At 23.4% G+C, this 21,282-nt stretch carries 15 protein-coding genes and 1 tRNA gene; 6 read left to right on the top strand and 10 right to left on the bottom strand.

Annotated features, from left to right (window positions below; translation table 11 throughout):
• The first annotated feature begins 126 nt into the window (after nucleotides 1–126).
• Nucleotides 127–516: a thioesterase family protein gene (locus ACZ5EC_RS00840; protein ID WP_464303079.1), complete on the top strand. Its 390-nt coding sequence runs from the start codon at nucleotides 127–129 to the stop codon at nucleotides 514–516.
• A gap of 17 nt (nucleotides 517–533) precedes the next feature.
• Nucleotides 534–1,043, top strand: a complete 510-nt coding sequence (locus ACZ5EC_RS00835; protein WP_464303078.1) for a citrate lyase holo-[acyl-carrier protein] synthase — start codon at nucleotides 534–536, stop codon at nucleotides 1,041–1,043.
• A 525-nt stretch (nucleotides 1,044–1,568) separates the two neighbouring features.
• Here ACZ5EC_RS00835 and glmS read toward each other — a convergent pair.
• The 8 genes from glmS to ACZ5EC_RS00795 all read right to left on the bottom strand — a co-directional run bounded on the left by glmS (nucleotide 1,569) and on the right by ACZ5EC_RS00795 (nucleotide 9,809).
• The gene (gene glmS, locus ACZ5EC_RS00830) at nucleotides 1,569–3,395 is read right to left on the bottom strand and encodes a glutamine--fructose-6-phosphate transaminase (isomerizing) (protein ID WP_464303077.1); all 1,827 of its coding nucleotides are present in this window, start codon (nucleotides 3,393–3,395) and stop codon (nucleotides 1,569–1,571) included.
• A 183-nt stretch (nucleotides 3,396–3,578) separates the two neighbouring features.
• A complete protein-coding gene (locus ACZ5EC_RS00825; RefSeq protein ID WP_464303076.1) occupies nucleotides 3,579–4,409 on the bottom strand; it encodes a response regulator transcription factor in 831 nt (276 codons plus the stop codon).
• A gap of 158 nt (nucleotides 4,410–4,567) precedes the next feature.
• A tRNA-Phe gene (locus ACZ5EC_RS00820) sits at nucleotides 4,568–4,640 on the bottom strand.
• Between the two features lie 18 nt (nucleotides 4,641–4,658).
• Nucleotides 4,659–5,057 carry a MerR family transcriptional regulator gene (locus ACZ5EC_RS00815; protein ID WP_464303075.1) on the bottom strand — a complete coding sequence of 133 codons (399 nt, stop codon included), beginning with the start codon at nucleotides 5,055–5,057 and terminating at the stop codon, nucleotides 4,659–4,661.
• Nucleotides 5,058–5,111: 54 nt separating this feature from the next.
• On the bottom strand, nucleotides 5,112–5,732 hold the full coding sequence (gene plsY, locus ACZ5EC_RS00810; RefSeq protein ID WP_464303074.1) for a glycerol-3-phosphate 1-O-acyltransferase PlsY: 621 nt from the start codon (nucleotides 5,730–5,732) through the stop codon (nucleotides 5,112–5,114).
• Nucleotides 5,733–5,741: 9 nt separating this feature from the next.
• A complete protein-coding gene (gene der, locus ACZ5EC_RS00805) occupies nucleotides 5,742–7,043 on the bottom strand; it encodes a ribosome biogenesis GTPase Der (protein WP_464303073.1) in 1,302 nt (433 codons plus the stop codon).
• A 212-nt stretch (nucleotides 7,044–7,255) separates the two neighbouring features.
• Nucleotides 7,256–9,001 (bottom strand): phosphoenolpyruvate--protein phosphotransferase, encoded by a 1,746-nt coding sequence (ptsP, locus tag ACZ5EC_RS00800; protein WP_464303072.1) that lies wholly within the window; start codon nucleotides 8,999–9,001, stop codon nucleotides 7,256–7,258.
• Between the two features lie 16 nt (nucleotides 9,002–9,017).
• Nucleotides 9,018–9,809: a hypothetical protein gene (locus ACZ5EC_RS00795; RefSeq protein ID WP_464303071.1), complete on the bottom strand. Its 792-nt coding sequence runs from the start codon at nucleotides 9,807–9,809 to the stop codon at nucleotides 9,018–9,020.
• Nucleotides 9,810–9,853: 44 nt separating this feature from the next.
• Between ACZ5EC_RS00795 and ACZ5EC_RS00790 the strand changes: the two genes are divergently transcribed.
• The gene (locus ACZ5EC_RS00790) at nucleotides 9,854–10,918 is read left to right on the top strand and encodes an SPL family radical SAM protein (protein ID WP_464303070.1); all 1,065 of its coding nucleotides are present in this window, start codon (nucleotides 9,854–9,856) and stop codon (nucleotides 10,916–10,918) included.
• Nucleotides 10,919–10,944: 26 nt separating this feature from the next.
• Here the strand turns inward: ACZ5EC_RS00790 and ssnA are convergent, their stop codons facing one another.
• Together ssnA and ygfK are read right to left on the bottom strand one after the other, a co-directional pair.
• Entirely contained in the window at nucleotides 10,945–12,243 is a 1,299-nt protein-coding gene (ssnA, locus tag ACZ5EC_RS00785; RefSeq protein ID WP_464303069.1) for a putative aminohydrolase SsnA, read from the bottom strand.
• Between the two features lie 77 nt (nucleotides 12,244–12,320).
• The gene (gene ygfK, locus ACZ5EC_RS00780) at nucleotides 12,321–15,635 is read right to left on the bottom strand and encodes a putative selenate reductase subunit YgfK (RefSeq protein ID WP_464303068.1); all 3,315 of its coding nucleotides are present in this window, start codon (nucleotides 15,633–15,635) and stop codon (nucleotides 12,321–12,323) included.
• A 358-nt stretch (nucleotides 15,636–15,993) separates the two neighbouring features.
• Here ygfK and ACZ5EC_RS00775 point away from each other — a divergent pair, with 358 nt between their 5' ends.
• The 3 genes from ACZ5EC_RS00775 (at nucleotide 15,994) to ACZ5EC_RS00765 (ending at nucleotide 21,106) form a co-directional block, all read left to right on the top strand.
• Entirely contained in the window at nucleotides 15,994–16,428 is a 435-nt protein-coding gene (locus ACZ5EC_RS00775; RefSeq protein WP_464303067.1) for a DUF3887 domain-containing protein, read from the top strand.
• Between the two features lie 148 nt (nucleotides 16,429–16,576).
• Entirely contained in the window at nucleotides 16,577–17,968 is a 1,392-nt protein-coding gene (locus ACZ5EC_RS00770; RefSeq protein WP_464303066.1) for a DUF3887 domain-containing protein, read from the top strand.
• 357 nt (nucleotides 17,969–18,325) lie between these two features.
• A complete protein-coding gene (locus ACZ5EC_RS00765) occupies nucleotides 18,326–21,106 on the top strand; it encodes a response regulator (protein WP_464303065.1) in 2,781 nt (926 codons plus the stop codon).
• Nucleotides 21,107–21,282 lie beyond the last annotated feature (176 nt).

Raw genomic sequence — 21,282 nt, 5'->3', positions numbered from 1 at the left:
TTCTATTAAATTATAAATGTTTTTTATAATTTATTGAAATTTTTTATAATTTGCTTAATTTTATATAAATATTTTAAATTATTAGAGTTGAAAAGTCAATTTTTTTTAATTAAAAAAGGAGGATTAATGTTTGATAATATTAAAACTGGATTAACAAATACTTATGAAAAAGAGGTTGTTTTCGAGGATACTGCTGCTTATATTGGGAGTGGTGGTCTTGAAGTATTTTCTACCCCATCATTAGTTGCATTATTTGAAGTTACAGCTAAAAATCTTATTGATTCTCTTTTACCAGATGGTTATTCAACTGTTGGAATAGAAATATCTGTAAAACATTTAAAAGCAACTCCAATGGGTCAAAAAGTGAAATGTAGTGTTGAAATCATTGAAATCGATGGAAAGAAAATATATTTTAAAGGTATTTGTTTTGATGAAGAAGGTAAAATTGGGGAAGGCACACATAAAAGATATATTGTTAATAATGAGCAATTTCTTTCAAAATTTTCTAAAAAATAAATAATAGATACTTTAAAATGTTTATTGATAATATACAAAGATTATTACTTAATAGCAGAGAAGAAAAATTTAATGTTATAAAATCCTTCTCAAATTTATTTTCTGTTATCGAAATATCTGTTAACACACCATATTTTCCTAAAAATAATATTTATACTGATGTAGCTTTAAAAAAGTCTCTTGATTATATTATCAATTTATTTCCTGATAAAATAAAAAATATACATTATTTTTATAATTATTCTGGTAATTTTATTTTAATTGAAATAGATAAAGACCCAATTTTACTAAAAAAAGAATTGGTTAAATTTGAAAATAAATTTAGAATAATTGATATAGATATTTATCTAAACAAAAACAAAATTACTTCTAAACAATTAAATTTACCTTCTAAGAAATGTTTTGTTTGTGGAAAAGACATATGGTTTTGTAGAATTAATAATATGCATTCAAAAAATGAAACTATTAAAGCCTTTAAATCTATATTTTTAAAACTTATAGAACTTAATGATATTAAAAAAATCTAATTTAATAAAAAAATAATTTAATAAAGAAAATCTCTCTCAACACATAAAAATATATATATTAAAATCCAAGTAATATTAAAACTAAAATATAAATCATAAATAAAAACAATTATTTTTTTAAATTCTTTTGTTTAATATTTTATTTATAATACGATTAAACAATTTAAATAGAGAAATATAAGTTATGACTAATATCAAACTAATATATACATTTAAATAGGAAATGAAAAATATACCTGCTAAAATCAAAAAATATAATACCCACTTTATAATATTTTTAATATATTGTTTAAAAAGTATAAAAAACATAAAACCAAAAAATGTTAAAAGTATAATATTAAAATGAAGATTTGGTAAGGAATAAATATTAAATAGAAAAATAACAAAAATAAAGGTGACTAATATTAAAAAGAAAATATAAAGTAAAATAAAAAATCTTTCTTTTCTCTTATAATATTTTATATTACGAAATAATTTATTATTTCCCATATTTTGTTATACTTCCATCATGATTTTAATAAATTTTTACTCAACAGTTACCGATTTTGCAAGATTTCTTGGTTGATCAACATTACACCCCCTTCTTACAGCTATATAATAAGCTAACAATTGCAAAGGAATGACATTTACTATTGGTGAAAGAAAAGGTAATGTTTGTGGTATTCCTATAGTATAATCAGCAATATCTTTAATTTTTTCATCATCTTCAGAAACAATAGCAATAACTTTACCTTTTCTTGCTTTTACCTCTTTTATATTTGATAATATTTTGTCATAAAGAGAGTCATATGTTGCAATAAAAACAACAGGCATATTTTCATCTATTAAAGCAATAGGCCCATGTTTCATCTCTGCAGCTGGATACCCTTCTGCATGGATATAAGAGATCTCCTTAAGTTTTAAAGCACCTTCTAAAGCAACTGGATAATTTACTCCTCTACCTAAAAATAAAGCATTTTTTGATTTATAAAATTTATCAGCTATAGCTTCAATCTCATTAGCTTTTTTTAGAGTTTTCTCTATTTTATCAGGAAGATTTTTTAATTCTAGAAGATAACTATAAGCTTCTTCATATGATAAATGCTTTAATCTACCAATTAAAATTGATATTAAAAATAAAACTGTTGTTTGAGAAGTAAAAGCTTTTGTTGATGCAACCCCAATTTCAGGACCTGCATGTAAATAAACACCTCCATCAGTCTCTCTTGCTATTGAGGAATTAACTACATTACATACGCCTAAACATGTTGCATTTTTTCTTTTAGCTTCTTTTAAAGCGGCTAATGTATCAGCTGTTTCACCAGATTGAGATATAAAAAATGCTAAAGTTTTTTCATCAACTAAAGGGTCTCTATACCTCAATTCTGAAGCATATTCTGTTTCAGTTGGAATTCTTGCAAATTTTTCAATATAATATTCCCCAATTAAACCTGCATGCCAGGAAGTTCCACAACCAGCTAAAATAATTCTATTAGTATTTTTTATCTTTTCAATATTTGTATCAAGACCATCTAGCCTTGCAGTAGCTTGCTCTAAATCAATCCTCCCCCTAATAGCATTTCTTATTGTCATTGGTTGTTCAAAAATTTCTTTTAGCATATAGTGAGGATAACCATTTTTTTCAATTTGACCAATATCCATAATGACATTTTCAAGTTTTTTAGAAATTCTATGTTTATCAAAAGAATAAAAATTGTATTTATTTTTTGTTATTTCAACTATCTCTTCTTCATCTACATAAATAATATTTTTTGTATATTTAACTACAGCTGATACATCTGAGGCTAAAAACATCTCATCTTTACCCACTCCTACAATTAAAGGAGAACCTTTTCTAACTCCAATGATTTTATCAGGATCTTTTTTATGAATTATTGCAAAAGCAAAACTCCCTTCTAACTCTTTTATAGACATTCGTACAGCTTCTAATAAATCTCCTTCGAAATTTTCTTCAATTAAATGAGCAAAAATTTCTGTATCAGTATCAGAAACAAATTTATGTCCTTTTTTTAACAAATACTTTTTTAAAGGGATATAGTTCTCAATTATCCCATTATGAACTATAGCAATTTCATTTTTGCAGTCAGTATGAGGATGTGCATTTTTTTTATCTGGTTCGCCATGAGTTGCCCACCTGGTATGAGCTATCCCTATTTTATAATTGTTATGATTATCATGAAGTTGAGATTCAAGAACAGAAACTTTACCTTTTTCTTTATCAATAAATATACCTTTATTATTTAACAGAGCTATTCCTGCAGAATCATATCCTCTATATTCAAGTCTTTTTAATCCATCAATTAAAACATCTTTTGCATTTCTGTTTCCTATATATCCAACTATTCCACACATTCTGTTTCTCCTTATTAAATGATTTAATATAATTTGTTTAAATTATTATTGATAATAAATCTACAAAAATAAAAATAAATCAACAAAAATATTAATTAATTAAAAAAATAATCAATTTACAAAAATAATAACAAAGTTATAACAACAATAAAAGATTATAAAAAATTACTTTTATTTTAATTTTTACTTATTTTTAAAAAAATTATCCAGAAAAGTTTCAAGTGTTTTTTTTGATACAGGTTTAGTTAAGTATGCTTTTGCTCCTAAATCTAAACACATTTTTTTGGTATAACTATCTGTTAATGCAGATAGTACAACAATATCAATATCTTTTGAAACAAGTTTTATCACTTCCTGACCAGAAATACCAGACATCATAAGGTCCAATAACATAAGATCAAAATATTTATTCTCAACCATTTTTATAGCATCGTATCCATTAAAAACTGATTCTACATCATAACCCAATAAATTTAATTCAATTTTATGCATTTCATTAATATCAACATCATCTTCAACTAATAAAATCATTTTCCCTTTTTTTAGTTTAGATTTATCTTTTTTAATTTGTTGGTTATATTTTTTTATAAAGTATCTATAAGTTGGTATATTTTCATATTCAAATAGACTTTCAATTTTTATTTTGAGTTGTTTGGTTTCCTCTTTTAATAATAATTCTTTTTTATAAGAAGGGCTTGAAGAATCGATAGCAATATATTCTGAATGTCTATCGATGTAAAATCCATAATCATCGGAAAATGTTGTTTTTTCAAAAGCTAATTTCAAAAAAGGATAAATCTTAGAACCTAACTGAATTTTAAAAGATTCTATCCCATCAAATTCCTCTTTTTTAAAGTAGGAAAAAAACTCCTCACTAGTTTTTGCATTTTCTAAATTTGTAAATCTTTCAATAATTTGAGGATTCTTGATATCTTCCTCATTAGGGTATGCTGTTTTTTTATAAAGTTTTACAGCTTTTTTTAACATATTTAAATTATATTTTTTATAATTCATATTACCAATACTCTTTAATTATTTTATATAATAGCATAAATTTGAAAAATTTCAATAAATACTTGAAATTATATTGAAATTAAATTTATTTAAACACAATATTACTTTTATTGAATATAATTAAAAAAAAAGCAGGGTTAATTTACCCTGCTTTTAAATGCCGAGGCCAGGAATCGAACCAGGGACACAAGGATTTTCAGTCCTTTGCTCTACCGACTGAGCTACCTCGGCATCAACACAAGTAATTAATCAAATTTCGAGTTTTTTGTCAATAATTTTTTTTAAATTTTCTGAAATTTTTTTTATTTCAACCCATAACTTATTAATATTTTCATCATTCATATTTACAATTTTTTCTGTATTAGCTATATTTGTTTTTAATTCTTTTGTCTCAATATCTTCATATTTTTTTAAAAAATATTCAACAACCCCTTTTATGGTATATTTTTCTTCATATAATAAATTTTTTACAAGCATAATTTTATTAATATCGCTTTTTGTATATATCCTGTGACCAAATTTATTTTTTTTAGGTTTTAAAAAAGGGATATTTTGTTCCCAATTTCTTAAATGATAAGGTTTTAAATCTAACATTTTACAAACTTCAGATATGGAAAAATATATTTTTTCTTCTTTATTCTCAAACATCCTATTTCTTTTTACTATATTTTTCTATTAATTTCTATTTTCTATTTATATAAATTATTTCTTTTTTTTAGAAAAAGACAATTTATTTTCTTCACCTTTTATTAATCTTCTTATATTACTTTTATGTTTAACAAATATAAAAATTACTAAAATTACAATAAATATAGCTTTATAAATGTTATAATCAATTATAAAAACCAGTATTAAAGATGTTAATGCTCCAGATAATGAACCTAATGAAACATATTTAGTTAGGATTACAACAATAAGAAATACTAAAAATGCAATTCCCAATATTTTAGGAGCTATATAAAGTAAAACACCTACTGAAGCAGCTACACCTTTTCCTCCTTTAAATTTGAAAAAAGGGTTTAGAATATTACCTGAGATTGTGATTATTGCTCCTATAACTTTTACAAGATCAGGGTTAATTGATATTGTTGTTAAATTAAAATATAAAGGAATTAATAACAATAATCCTAAATATGCTTTAGTAACATCTATAATTAAGACTAAAATTCCCCATTTTACTCCTAAAACCCTTAAAACATTTGTAGCACCAATATTTCCAGACCCTTTAGTTCTAATATCTATCCCTTGCATTTTCCCTATAAGATAACCTGTAGGAATTGCTCCAATAAAATAAAAAGAAAGAATAAATATTATTTCATACATAAAATCACCCTATTTTCTTTTTTTAAATATAATACGAACCGGTATTGACTCTAAAGGAAATTTTTTTCTTAAACTATTAATGATAAAATCTTTAAAACTATCTGGTATTGAATCTGCCTCTTTATTTGTAAAAATAAGTAAAGTAAGAGGATATTTAGAAACTACTACACTATAAAACAAATTTAAATAAGAGTTACCAACAAGAATTTGTTTCTTGTTTTTAACTTCTTCTAAAAAATTATTTAATACAGAAGTTTTCCATTCCTTTTTTTGTCTTTTATAAAGATCAATAATATAGTCCAATAATTTTTCAATCCCTTCCTTTTTTAAAGCAGAAATAAAAAGAATTTTAACAAAATTAACATGAGGGAAACGGTATCTAATTTCATCTTCAATCTCTTTTTCTCTTCCCCTTATCAAATCTGATTTATTTACCACTATAATATAACTTTTCCCTTTTTTAAAAACATAATCAGCTATTTTTTTATCCTGCCTTACTAAAATATTTTCAGGACTTACAAGATGTATTACAATATCAGATCTATCAATTGAACCAAATGTTCTTTTAATTGAATAATATTCTATATTTGTTTTTATGCTTTTCTTTCTTCGAATACCAGCAGTATCGATAAAAGTAATCCTATAATCATTATAAACAACCTCTTCATCTAAAGAATCAATTGTAGTTCCAGGAATATCTGAAACTATAGCTCTTTCCTTTTCAATAAAAGTATTTAACAAAGATGATTTCCCCACATTTGGTCTACCAACTAATGCAACTTTTATTTGAGAATTTTCTTTAAACTCAAAATTATAATCTTTTAAATTATCTTCTATAAAATCATAAATTTCATCAAGGTTTCTTCTATGAATTGCTGATATTAAAATATATCGGGGAGCCCCTAATGAATAAACATCTTTATCAAGATATTCATCTCCCTTTTTTTCCACTTTATTCACAATTATAACATTTTTTATATTTAATTTTTTAATATATTTGTAATATTGTATATCTTCTTCTATTATATTATGTCTATCAACAACAAATAAGATTAAATCAGCATTTTTTAAATATTCCAAAGCTTTTTCTTTTACTTTTCTCGAAATCTCATCATTTGCATTAAATTCAAATCCACCAGAATCAACTAACTCAACAAACTTACCATTTATTGAGATTAATTTTTTAACTGGATCTCTTGTAGTACCTGGAATATCGGATTCAACTGAATCCCTTCTTCTGGTAAAAATATTATATAAAGTTGATTTTCCTACATTTGCTCTTCCAGCAATTACTATTCTAAAAGGTTTCAAATTAACTTCTCCTTTGTTAGCAATCAATTATTAATTATTTATTATTTTTACTATGTATTTTTGCAATTTATCTTATTATTTTTTTACCATTTTACTATTTTATTATTTTATTATTCTTTTCTTTTTTTTATTTTTTTTATATTAGTATTTTGCTATTATTTATTCTTTCCTTAACAATAAATAATGATCAGTTATTTAAAATTAATTATATGTTAAAAATATTCAATATCAGGAAATCTCTTCTTCATCCATTCATGTGTTTCTTTTTCAACCATTTCAATTTTACACATAACTTTTACTTTGTCATATAATTGTTTACATTCTTTATATGTAACTGAAGTTATAATTTTTTTTAATTCAGTTATATATTTTGGAGAAACAGAAAATTTCCTTAAACCCATACCTATTAACAATGGGATGGAATAAACATCAGAAGCCATCTCTCCACACATTGCTACTTCAATCCCTTTTTTGTTTGCATTATTTATAACAATTTCTAATGCTTTTAATACTGTAGGATTTGAATATTTAAAAAGATAAGCTACCTGTTCATTTCCTCGATCAACTGCTAATAAATATTGGATTAAATCATTTGTTCCAATTGAAAAAAAGTCAACATGTTTTGCAAATTCTTCTGAATTTAAAACTGCAGCTGGAATTTCAATCATTATTCCAAATTTATAATTTTTATTATATGGAATTCCTTCTGTTTCAAGCTCATTTTCACATTCTTTTAAAATTTTTTTAGTTTCCAGGATCTCTTCTAATGTTGCAATCATGGGGATCATAATACCAACATTTTTTACACCATAAGAAGCCCGTAATATAGCTCTTAATTGACTTTTAAAAATTTGTTTTTTTGAAAGGCAAAATCTTATTGCCCTCCATCCTAAAAATGGATTTTTCTCATAAGGAAAAGAATATCCAGGAATTATTTTATCTCCACCAAGATCCAATGTTCTAATAATTATCTCTTCATTTTTATCAAAAAAATCAAAAATCTCCTTGTATATCTTGTATTGATAACTTTCAGGTGGAAAACTGTTTGTTTCCAATACAAGAAATTCAGATCTAAAAAGCCCAATTCCATCCCCACCATGTTTTTTAACAAGCTCAAGTTCATCCATAATTTCTATATTTGCATAAACATTTAATTTAACTCCATCTTTAGTAATTGGTTCTATATCTTTATATTTTAAAATCTCTTTTTCAAATTTCTTATGCTTTTTTATTTCTTCTTCAGCTTCTAATAAAGTATTTTTATCAGGATCTACTATTACTTCACCTGTATATCCGTTTACTATTATTGTCTCTCCCTCTTCAATTTCCGAAGTAACAAATTCTATTCCCAAAACTGATGGTAAACCTAAAGCTCTTGCCATAATTGCTGTATGAGATGCTTCACCTCCAATTTCTGTCACAAGTCCAATAATTAAATTTCTTTTCAATAAAGCTGCATCAGTTAATGCTAAATTTCTGGTTACAAGTATTACTTTCTCATTTAAACTATCAAGTGTAGGATGATCCTTTTTTAAAAGGTTTCTCATTAAATGCTTTCCAACAGCATGAATATCTTCAGACCTTTGCATAAAATAATCATTATCAAGTTTTTTAAACTTTTCTACTATCTCCTTAAGAACTATGTATAGAACCCATTCAATATTTTTTTTGGATGTATGAAGTTCTTCTTTTATAGATTCAAATAAACTTTCATCCTCTAAAAATAATAAAAAAGCATTAAACAATTCATTTTTTTCTTTATCAATTTCTCCATTTAAAGATTTTTGAATATTTTTTATTTCTTCTTTTGTTTTTTCAACAGCTTTTGAAAGTCTATATAACTCAAAATCATAATCTTGAATATCATATTTTGGAATAGTAAAGCTATCTTCAAGATAAATATGTGCTTTACCAATAACAATCCCTGAAGAAACAGGAATTCCTTTTAATATTTTCATAAACTCTCCTGATAAATTAAGAAAATTCGCTTAATCTAAAATCGTACATTAGATCATCAATCCATGAAATTATCCTTTTTGTTAGATCATAAAAAGTATATTGATTATGTTCAAAAAGTTTATTTTCTACATTAATAATTTTCTTTATATCTTTTAATTTATTTAAATTAGTTCGTAAAAATTGTTTTAAATTATTAAAGTATTTTGCAGTTTCAATAAAAAAATTTCTATAATCTACTTCAATTTCATTTTTTGATGAATATTTTAATTTTAATATAAAATCTTCAATCCTTTTAGAATGCCCTCTAGTAGTTTCTCTTCCATAATAATTTAGATAATTATAAAAAACACTAAAATCCTTCATAATATTCATACCCAGTTCCCTACCATTAAAAATTGTTTCAAGATATGGGAAGATTTTTTCATAAAAAAATACAATAGCTCCATAAAGATATTTTATCTCTTCATCTTCATAATCATAAAAATCTATTTTTGGATATTTTTTAATTCTTTCTTCATACTCCTTTAAAATCTTATCTACTTTTTTAGTATAAGAGTCTTCTTTTTCTGATAATTTTTCTTTTTTCTTTGGTGAAATAGTTTCATTATATAATTGGGATAACGCTTCTTCTTCAGCTTTAACAAAAATTTCAAGGTTTATCCTATTTTTTAATGTATTCTCAAGTCTATTTTCAAATGCATTATAATTAAATATGTTATTGCCAAATTTATTTCCAAATTCTTTATATTTTTCTCTGAGTCTTGTAATTCTATTTTCTATTTCTTTATTTTTTTTAGAAAACAACATAAATAACCCTTTATTTATTTTTAAAATATTTTAACTTTTTTTTCATGGAAATCAAGGAATTTAATAATAACAGCTTGTTAGCTTTATCATCAATCACCACAATTTCTAATTTTACAATAAACCCTTATAAAGGGTGTTCATTTGCCTGTAAATATTGCTATGCAGCATTAAACAAAAATGTAAAAAAATATGGGAAATGGGGTTCTTTTGTTATAATAAAAAAAAACATAAGCAATCTACTTGAAAGTGAAATAAAAAATAAAATAATACCTTTTATAAATAATAGTAACCTTAACAAAAATAACTATACTAGTAATAATTATAACAATACAACTAACAATAATTACAACAACAATATTAACAATAATTATAACAAAAATACTTACAATAATCATAGCTACGATTTTAACAATAGTCACAATATTAAAAATAAACTGGTAAAACAGAATCAAACAAAACAATCCATAAATAGCAACTATAGGGTTATAATTGGATCAAATACAGATCCTTATCAACCAGTTGAGCTACAATATAAATCTACTCATAATATTATTTCAATTTTAAACAAAAGTAATATAGGTATCTTTTTAATGACAAAATCTCCTTTAGTTATTAATGATTTGGAATTAATTTCAAAGAATCAAAATCATGAAATATGTTTTACCATTAATTCATCAAACATAATTAATAATTTAGAAAAATCATATCCCCTTGAAGAAAGGGTAAAAACAATTTTTACACTTTTTAAAAATAATATCAATATTTATATCCACATTGGACCTTTTATACCTTATTTTACTGATTTAAATGAAATTAAAACTATTTTAAAAAAATATTTTAAAAATTGTAAAAATAAAATTAAAATAAATATTGAACCATTAAATCTTTTAAATTCTAACCCGGAATTTACCAAATCATTAAAACAACTTAGTTCTGAAAACTTTGTAAAATTAATTAAAATATACTCAAATAAGGATAATTATTATTCTTATTATAATAAATTAAAATCTAATTTAGAAATTCTTTTTAATTTTCCATTTATAAAAAGAGTAAAAATCCTTAAAAGAGAATTTAATAATTATTACTCCACTGATAGTAATTTAATATGATCTTTATTATATTAATCCAATTTATATTAGCCCATTCTTTCCCAGAGTTTTTTTGCTTCTTCTGAAGCTTTAGCATAAATTTCTTTCTCATCGAATGGAAATTGTCTATTTTCATAAACAACATTACCATTTATAATAACAGTATCAACATCCCTTGAAGACATACCAAAAATAAAATGACCAGCAACATTGTCTGAATCAATTAAAGTAGGTGGCTCATAATCAAGTACAACAATATCTGCTATATATCCTTCTTCTATTTCTCCAAAGTTCTTATTAAAATATCTCTTTAAAATTTTATTTCCATTATATAAATATTCCATAAATTTTGATGGGAAATTTGACAACCCATAATCTTGAGATTTAAAATAAGCTATTTTTGTTTCTTCAAACATGTTTGAACCTATCCCATCAGTTCCCAGAGCTACATTTTTATATTTATTAAGTTTAAAATTATAACCAACATTATTATTCATATTTGATCTTGGATTATGTAAAAGAAATGCATCATGCTTATTAATAATCTCAATATCTTTGTCCAGAAGATGAACACCATGAACTATAAGTGAATATTTGTTAACAAGATTAAATTTTTCCAGTCTTTCAAGTGTAGATAATTTGTAAAAATGGTGTGAATAAGATAAATCATACCTATCTTCACATACATGGATATGAAGTCCCCTTTTTGTTTCATTAACAGCATCTTTTAATAAAGACAATGTTTTATCTGATAAAGTAAAAGGGGCATGGCCTCCAATAGTACCTTTAACAAGATTTGTTTCACCATTTTTAATAAATTCAACATTTTCATTAACCCCTTGTTCAGCTCCTTTTTCCCCATTTCTATCTGTCACTTCATAACATAAAATTCCCCTTAATCCAACTTTTTCAAATCCCTTTTTTAAAGTATTTAAAGAGTTTTTGATGAATGAAGGGGAAGCATTATGATCAATTACAGATGTTGTACCAGCTTTTATCGCTTCAATAGCTCCGACTAAACCAGAATAATATAATGATTTTTCATCTAATTCAAAATCCAGCTTCCACCATAAATTTTGCAATATTCCAACAAAATCATAAGAAGGAGCTATATTTGCTTTAATTCCTCTTGCTAAAGCAGAATAAAAATGATTATGAGAGCAAACTATTCCTGGAACAATAAATTTACCTTTTACATCAATTACTCTGTCAACAGAAACACTATTATCAATAGAACTATCAAAGATTTTAATTATTTTATCATTTTCTATCAAAATATTTTTGTTATATTCAACTCTTGCAGGATAAAATTGTAAAATACTTCCATTTTTTATTAAAATCTTCATAAATCCCCCTTAAAAAATAAAAATTAAAAATAATTAATATAATTTTAAAATTAATTAGAAATTTTTAAAATTATATTTTAGTAATTTAAAAGATAATCATATTTATTAATAACATTTTTAACCATTTCAAAAACATCAATGTACCCTTTTAAATTCAATTGATTAATATTACCAATTTTATAATTTTTAAGTATTAATTTTTTTTCAGTTATAGTAAAATGTAATTCAATTTTCTCATCTTTAATTACAAGTGAGCTATTATTATCAATCTCCATAAAAAACATTTTTTTATCTACTTTACATAAAAATTTATAAAATTTTTTGTTTTTTTCTAATAATAAAAATCCATCATTATCATTTTCATTGAACATTTTTTCATCAGAATATAATGTAATTTTATCTTTATATGGTTTTCCATTATGTGGGCAAAACGTTTCACAGTTACCACATTCATTGCAATAATCATCAATATGCAATATCTGGCTATTTTGAGTTATAGAATATAACATATACCCTATTTTTCCTTCATTAAAATAAGGAATTTCATAGGATACAAGATTAAAGTCTATAGCTACATTTGCTCTATTTGGACATACCTCAACACATTTATTGCATGCAATATTACATGAAAAACATCTTGATGCTTCAGTTTTTGCCTCAATTTTATTTAATGGTAATATTACCTGGTTAAAACTTTTTCTTTCATCTAGAGGTATTCTTTTTACAGGATCATAAAAAATTTGTTCTCCTCTTTTAAGAGTTTTTTGTTTAATATTTCTTTTATCCTCTAATTTATAGAATTCATCAACAAGGTAATCTGAAAAAGTTTTATCTTTTTTTATTATTGTTGAAGAAACCTTTTTAGCATCAGCTAAAGTTTTGACAACAGTTGATGCACCTCTAACACAATCACCTGCTGCGTATACACCTTTTATATTTGTTTCATAAGTTTCTGGATCTACATAAATAGTTTTTCCATTTAATATCTTAACATTATTTTTACTTGCAATTTCAGTATCTACAGTTTCACCAATGGCTGAAATTATCATATCAGCTTCAATTATTTCATATTCATTCTCAATAGGTACAGGTCTTCTTCTTCCTGAACTATCTTCTTCACCTAATTTCATTTTCTGGCATTTTAATCCCTTTACTTTACCCTGTTCAGTTATAATTTCAACAGGACTTAAAAGTTGCTTTATTTTAATCCCCTCTTCAATAACTTCTGTAATTTCTTCTTTATCAGCAGGCATGTTTTTTATATCTCTTCGATACACTATGCTTACTTCACCGTTAGTTAGTCTGAAAGCAGTTCTTGCAGCATCCATTGCTGAATCACCACCACCAATTATTATTACTTTATTACCTATATTTTTTATTTTTCCCTCTTTTACCATTCTTAAAAAATCTACACCTTCAATATATCCTTCCTGGACATCTTCAGAATTAATTTTTAATTTTCTTGGTTTTTCTGCTCCAGTTGCTAGTACAATATAGTTAAAACCTTTTGATTTAAAATCATCAATATTTATATCATTTTTATAATTTGTAATTATTTTGACCCCAATATCTTTAAGTATCTCAACATCAGTATCAATAACCTCATCTGGTAATCTAAAAGCTGGTATTGTGTATCTAACAGTACCACCCAATTTTTCTCTTTTTTCAAAAATTGTTACATTATACCCTTCACGTCTTAAGTAATATGCTACTCCCATACCACCAGGGCCACCACCAATAATAGCAACTTTTTTATTTTTATTTTTTTTCTTAATTTGTTCTAGATATTTATCTATTATTAAATTATAATCTCCATTTAAAGCTGCTACCTTTTTTAAATCTCTAATCTTTAAACTTGAATCATAATCATGTCTCACACATTTTGTTTGACATTTATGATCACATATAAAACCTGTAATATTTGGTAAAGCATTTTTCTTTAGAATAATCTCCAATGATTTAGTATAATCTTCCTGTTCAATTGCTTCTATATAATCAGGAATATCCTGATGTATTGGGCATTCAACTACACATGGTGCAACAATACAATCAAAATGGTTAAGTTTTGTATCAAGTTTTAAACTTGTAGTATCCCATGCTTTTTTATAAAAATCATTATTTCTAGAAACTTTTGTTAAATAATCAAGTTTCTTTAAATCAATATTCTCATATTTAAATATAGAATTTTTATTTTTATCTATTTTTTCCTGCTCTAATTTTTTAGCAATTTGATAATATCTTAAATATCCACCTGGTTTTAATAAATTAGTAGCCATAGTAACAGGATAAATATTAGTATCAAGAATCTGTTTGATATTTTCAATAAATGCTCCACCTGAAAATGAAATATTCAATTTACCATCAAATTCTTTAGAAAGTTTATTTGCCAGGTTAATAGTTATTGGAAATAAAGCTCTACCTGACATATATCTTTCATCACCAGGTAATCTTTTTTTAACATTAATATTAGCAAGAGTATTAGAAAGTTTTACTCCAAAAATTTTCCCATGTTTTTTTGCAAATTCTTTTAGTTGTTTTATCATCTTTATTGCATCATTATATTGCAGGTCATGGTTAAAGGTCTCGTCTTTAAATTTAATATATTCAAAACCATTATTAAATAAAATATTTTCAACCTCTTTTTTACCAATAAGTGTTGGATTAAGTTTAATATAAGTATGTAATTTTTTTTCTTTAATTAAATATTTAGCTATTGCTTCAATTTCATCAGGTGGACATCCATGCATAGTTGAAATTGTTACAGAATTAATCATTCGATAAGGGATTTTGATATTTTTAAATTCAGGAAACTCTTTATTTATAATTTCTTTATACTTATCAATTAACTTCTTCGGATGCAACATATTCTCAATAAAATTATCCATTTTTTCACTTTTTATCCCTTTTAAATCATATCCAACACTCATATTAAAAATAAATCCAGAATTTTCTTTGTTATCAGATAAATTAAATTTTTCTTTTAATATATGTAAAATTATCCATGCTTTAATATATTCATCAAGAGATTCATTTAACGACAACTCTTGAGACCACTCTGTATTATAACCTTCATCTTCAGCATCAATACATGGTTTAGGAATTTCAAGATCATCCATAATTTGCACAGTTTTTAATTCTATAAATCTTGCACCCGTTAAATAAGAAGAAATAATATTTTGAACCAGTTGAGTATGAGGACCAGCTGCTGGACCAAAAGGAGTTTCTAAAAAATCATCAAATATATTTATATTGAAATATTTAGAATCTGATTCCTTTTTGTATTTAAAAAATTTTTCTTCTGGTATCCCAAAAATTGTTTTGTGCTTACTATATTCATTAAAAATTAAATTTACCAGATTTCTAAATTTAATTATTTTCATTTTATCAGACATAAAAATCCTCCATAAATTTGATATAAATGTTTTAATCCAATCTTGAAAAAATATTAAAAAAAAACATAAAAATTATACTTCTTTTTAATTATGTGAATTACTTAGAAAAATATCATATATATTAAATTCATATATAGTAGCTATATTATTTTAATATCATATTATTATTTTTCAATAGTTTTAACATTTAAATTATTTTGCATTATTATTAGATTATTAAATATATAAAATTAAAAAAAAAGATTGACAAATCAAATCTGTATTATATATATTAATACAGTTGTATTATTGTAAATTTTACACATTGTTAAAAAATCAAAAAATGTTATTAAAAAAACATATAAAGGAGATTACTGAAATGAAAAAACTAAATGTAATTTTACAAAAAAGAGTCATAATTATATTCTTTGGAATTTTATTTATTTCACAAATACTTTTTCCATTATACCTTTTTGCTGATGATTCAAACAACCAAAAGTTTTTTGAAGTTGGTAAAGAATTTTTAAAATATGTTATTAATGGAAATTATGAAAAAGCTATTAACTTAATGGATAAAAAAATGCAACAAGCTTTTAATAAAGACTCATTTTTGCAAACTAAAAATTATATTAATAAAAAATATGGAAAAATTATAAACATCAAATTACAAACAATTTCACTTTATAATGATATTCACCTTGTTTACATCACAGTTGAACATAAAATGGCAAAAGTACTTTACATGATTGCTATTGATAACAATTTTAAAGTTGCTGGATTTTACATAAAAAAAGAAGAATTTAATAAACAGTAATAATATTAAAATACTATATTTTATAAAAGAAAAAGTTATATAAAAGTAAATTAAGATTTATAAATATAATAAATATTAAAGACAATAAATATTAAAGATATAAAAAAAATAAAAAATCAAAATTGAAAAAATTTTACAGGAGAAAAATATGCAATTTAAAAATAAAAGCTACTTAATTCTCTTTTTATCAATTCTTTTAATCTTTTCTACATTTTTTGTTTCATGTGCTAAACCTGCTAAAAATGAAGATGCTGAAGCTTATAAGCAGAAAATATTACAACTTTCACAAAAATTTATAACTTATGTACTAGAAAATAAATATGACCAACTTTTCCCTATGATGGACAAAAAAATGCAAAAAGTTTTTACAAAGGATCAAATTTTAAGTTTTAGTGAAGGGGTTATAGCTAAATTTGGAAAACCTCATAATTTCAAATTTAGTGGTGGTGGAAGATTTCAAGCTTATTATATGGCGTTAATTTTAGTTGAACATGAAAAAGCTAATCTTACATATCAGGTTGCATTCGATAAAAATGATAAAATTTCTGGATTCTATATCAAAAAAGTTGAAGATAAAAAATCTGAAACAACCACAACACTCCCTTCTTATGTCAATACTGAAAATTTTAAAGAAATTAATACAAATATTGGGAATGGACATATTGTTCTGGATGGAAAAATTACTTTACCTGAAAAGGTTAAAAAAGCACCTTTTGTTATTCTTGTTCACGGTTCTGGAGCCAATGATATGGATGAAACAATTGGTCCAAATAAAATTTTTAAAGATATAGCATATGGATTATCATCTAATGGTATTGGTGTCCTTCGTTATAATAAAAGAACTTATCAATATCCAAAGACAGGAATAGACCCTGAAAATTATACTATCTATGATATAACAATAAATGATGCTGTTGAAGCATATAAAAAACTATTAACTTATAAGTTTGTAGATAAAAACAATATTTATATTTTAGGACACTCTCTTGGTGGTATGGTAGCTCCTCTTATTTATCAAAAAATTATGCAGGATAAAAAGATCAAATATAAACCAAAAGGAATAATTATAATGGCTGGAACTGTTGATAATCTAGCAAATTTAATTTTAAGACAAACTAAGTTTCAGGCAAAGATTGATGGGAAAATTACAAATGAAGAAATACAAAATATAAATGATATTGAAAAAAAAGTTGAAAAGATAAATAATAAAGAATATGATAACAATTTTGATCTCGTATGGAAAGGTACATTCTGGAAAAGTATTGAAAATTATTCTACATTAGAATATCTTCAAAATAGTTATTATCCTATCTTAGTTCTTCAAGGACTTAAAGATATTCAGGTTTTCCCAGATATAGCAAAATCATTTGAAAAAAAATTAATTAATAAAAGAAATATAACATTTTCATATTTTGATAATTTGAATCACTTAATGATGCCTGTTAAGGATAAGTCCACGGGAAGAGAATATCTTACACCTAATTTTGTTGATTTTGAAGTTATTAACAAAATAAAATCCTTTATACATGATAATTTATAAATAACAATTTTTAATTTGTTTTTTTAACTAACATTTTCCCAAATTCTATTTACTTTTTGACAATTTAAACCTTTTAAATTAATATTATTTAAAAGTATATTCAATAGTCTTAATAAAATCACATATTCAAATTATATTTTATTTTTAATTAAGTCATTAAAATATATTACAATAAGGATAAGTTTGTTTAATTGTACTTATACAAAATTTCTTGTTTTGAATATTTTTTGTATTAACTAAATCAAACAAATGAATGTAGATTAATTAAATATTATTATAAATTAAAGAATTACTATATTAAGTATAAATAACAAAATAATAAAGAAAAACTATAATACATTCAGGTATAAAAATATAATGTTTAAAAATAAAAATATTAAATTTATAATCACATTTCTGTTAATTATACTGGTATTGATTCCTTTAGGATTATCAGGAGTTTTATCATCAATAAAAGCATCAAAAATAATTGAAAAACAATTAAAAGATAGTCATCTAAAATTAATCATGCAAATTAATAAATTATATATAGAACCCATTTTTTCTAAAATTGAGAGGGATCTTAACACATTATCAAAAAAAGTAGATCTTCATCAATTTTATACAGATAGAAATTATTGGAAAAAATTATTTAATGAATGGCAAATTTACAGAGATATAAATCCATTTATAGAGTTTGTTTATCTTGGTACTGAAAATAATTTACTTTTAGTAAATCCGAAATATACACCACCTGAAGGATTTATTACAACCCAACGCCCCTGGTATATTACTGCTTTAAAGAATAAAAACAAAGTTATGTGGACAAAACCTTATAAAGAAGCAAAAACAAAACAACTACGTATTTCAGCAGTAAAATATATTTATAGTAAAAACAATGAACCTCCTGGTGTACTTGCAGTTGACCTCTCTTTAATTGAATTAAAAAATATTTTAAATAAAATAACAAATAATGAAAATATGAAAGTAATAATTGTTGATAACACTAATAAAGTACTGATGGAAACAGATAATCATTTTAATAAAAATTTAAAATTTGATCCTATTATTGATTTTGTTTCTAAATCAAATTATGGTTCAAAGTTATTTATTATGAATGATGAATATTTCTTTATTAGTTTTACCAAAATAAAAAATCTTAACTGGAAACTTGTAGAAATCAGTCCAATAATCGAGCTAAACAAAAAAATAGAACCAATACAAAAAATTATATTTTATATTGCTATATTATCAACAATTATCACAGTAATTGTTGGAATTATAATTTCTAATAAAGTTCTTATACATCCCATTCAAAAAATAAAAGAACAAACAGAAGAGATTAGTAAAGGTAATTTTGATAAAGTTGTTGAATTATCCTATATTAAAGAATTTCAATCTCTTGCAAATTCAATAAACAGAATGAGATTAACTATAAAAGAACAAATAATTGATTTGAAAAAAGCTAAAGAATATGCAGAAAAAGTTTCTAATGCTAAAGGAATATTTTTAGCAGATATGAGTCATGAAATTAGAACTCCTCTTAATGGATTAATAGGATTTGCAAAATTACTTTTGCTAACAAAATTAAACAAAAAACAAAAAGATTATGTTGAAAAAATAAATAATCTTTCATTAACATTATTAGATCTAATCAATAACATACTAGATTTTTCAAAAATTGAAGCAGATATGATAAAAATAGAAAAGGTAGATTTTAATATTAAAAATATTATAAGAGATATCCATAATATATTTGAAAATAAAATAAAAGAAAAAAAACTAAAGTTTAATATCTTCATAGATAAAAATGTTCCTGAAAACCTTATGGGTGATCCATTAAGGCTAAAACAAATTTTAATAAATCTTATAAATAATGCAATTAAATTTACAGAAAGAGGTAGTATAACCTTAAATATAGAAACCATTAAAAAATTAGAAAAAGATATAATAAAAAAAATTGAACTAGAAAAACATGAAAAAGATCAAAATAAAATAAATAAAACTGTTTTAATAAAATTTTCTGTAACTGATACAGGAATAGGAATGACTGAAGAACAACAAAAAAAGATTTTTAAACCATTTGAACAGGCTTATACAGAAATAACAAGAAAATATGGTGGTACAGGTTTAGGATTATCTATTTCTAAACGTTTAGTTTCTTTAATGGGCGGTAATATAGAAGTTAAAAGTAAACTAAATAGTGGTACAACTTTTTATTTTACATTACCATTTGAAGTTTCCCATAATATCTTTTCAAAAACAGAAAAAGGAAATCAATTTATTAATGTATCCAATAACGATGAAAATAAATCTAAAAATAAGAATAAATCAAAAAATAGCATAAATATTTTAATTATAGAAGACAATGAAATTAATCAACAGGTTATTTCAGAATTTTTAACTTTGCAAAATTATAGTTTTGAAATTGTAGATTCTGGAAAAGAGGCTTTAGAAAAATTAAAAACAAAAAACTTTAATTTAATCTTTATGGATTTAAATCTACCTGATATTGATGGAATTTCTTTAACAAAAATTATAAGAAAAGAATTAAATTTTAAAAAAATACCTATAGTAGCATTAACAGCTCATGTATTAACTGAATATAAAGAAAAATGTATAAAAAGTGGAATGAATGATTTTTTAAATAAACCTTTTTTACCAGAACAACTTTTTACAATTATTGAAAAATATATCAATAATAATCAAAAATTTATAAACTTAAAAAATAATTCCAATTTACCTTCAGAAATAGAAGATGAAAATAATATTAAAAATCCAGATAATGAAAATTATAAAAATATTTTAAAAAATATTAAAGGATTAGATGTTAAAGTTGCCTTATCTATTACTTCTAAGAATTATAAAATTATAATTAAATTAATTTTAAATTTTTATAAAATGCTTGAAAAACAATATAAAATAATAAATAAAGCATTAGATACTAATAATATTGAAGAGTTACTAAGAATAATTCACAATATAAAAGGTTCTTCTGGAATGATAGGATTAATTGAATTATCATCTTCTGCAGAATTACTTGAAAAAGTATTAAAAGAAAAAAAGGATTATAGTAAAGAATTAGAAGAATTTAAAAATCAGGTTGAATTATTTCTTTCAAATAAAGAATACATTGAACATTTATATGATATATTTTAACTATTTATTATATTATAACTAATTATAATAAAATTCCCTTTACAGTTTAAAAATAATTTTACATTAAAAATCATTTTATAATTTTGTAAACAATATTCTTATAATAATAAATTATGTTATTGACAAATATTTTTTCAACTATAATTTCAAAAAAAAATCATTAAATAATAGGATTG

It is taken from the genome of Exilispira thermophila (genome assembly GCF_055389015.1).
This window is presented reverse-complemented; position numbering and strand designations above follow the sequence as displayed.

What these genes read in the sequence shown, in the direction of transcription:
- ACZ5EC_RS00840 (WP_464303079.1), top strand. Translation starts at nt 127, where the DNA reads ATGTTTGATAATATTAAAACTGGATTAACAAATACTTATGAAAAAGAG.
- ACZ5EC_RS00835 (WP_464303078.1), top strand. Translation starts at nt 534, where the DNA reads ATGTTTATTGATAATATACAAAGATTATTACTTAATAGCAGAGAAGAA.
- glmS (WP_464303077.1), bottom strand. Translation starts at nt 3,395, where the DNA reads ATGTGTGGAATAGTTGGATATATAGGAAACAGAAATGCAAAAGATGTT.
- ACZ5EC_RS00825 (WP_464303076.1), bottom strand. Translation starts at nt 4,409, where the DNA reads ATGAATTATAAAAAATATAATTTAAATATGTTAAAAAAAGCTGTAAAA.
- ACZ5EC_RS00815 (WP_464303075.1), bottom strand. Translation starts at nt 5,057, where the DNA reads ATGTTTGAGAATAAAGAAGAAAAAATATATTTTTCCATATCTGAAGTT.
- plsY (WP_464303074.1), bottom strand. Translation starts at nt 5,732, where the DNA reads ATGTATGAAATAATATTTATTCTTTCTTTTTATTTTATTGGAGCAATT.
- ptsP (WP_464303072.1), bottom strand. Translation starts at nt 9,001, where the DNA reads ATGAAAATATTAAAAGGAATTCCTGTTTCTTCAGGGATTGTTATTGGT.
- ACZ5EC_RS00795 (WP_464303071.1), bottom strand. Translation starts at nt 9,809, where the DNA reads ATGTTGTTTTCTAAAAAAAATAAAGAAATAGAAAATAGAATTACAAGA.
- ACZ5EC_RS00790 (WP_464303070.1), top strand. Translation starts at nt 9,854, where the DNA reads ATGGAAATCAAGGAATTTAATAATAACAGCTTGTTAGCTTTATCATCA.
- ssnA (WP_464303069.1), bottom strand. Translation starts at nt 12,243, where the DNA reads ATGAAGATTTTAATAAAAAATGGAAGTATTTTACAATTTTATCCTGCA.
- ygfK (WP_464303068.1), bottom strand. Translation starts at nt 15,635, where the DNA reads ATGTCTGATAAAATGAAAATAATTAAATTTAGAAATCTGGTAAATTTA.
- ACZ5EC_RS00775 (WP_464303067.1), top strand. Translation starts at nt 15,994, where the DNA reads ATGAAAAAACTAAATGTAATTTTACAAAAAAGAGTCATAATTATATTC.
- ACZ5EC_RS00770 (WP_464303066.1), top strand. Translation starts at nt 16,577, where the DNA reads ATGCAATTTAAAAATAAAAGCTACTTAATTCTCTTTTTATCAATTCTT.
- ACZ5EC_RS00765 (WP_464303065.1), top strand. Translation starts at nt 18,326, where the DNA reads ATGTTTAAAAATAAAAATATTAAATTTATAATCACATTTCTGTTAATT.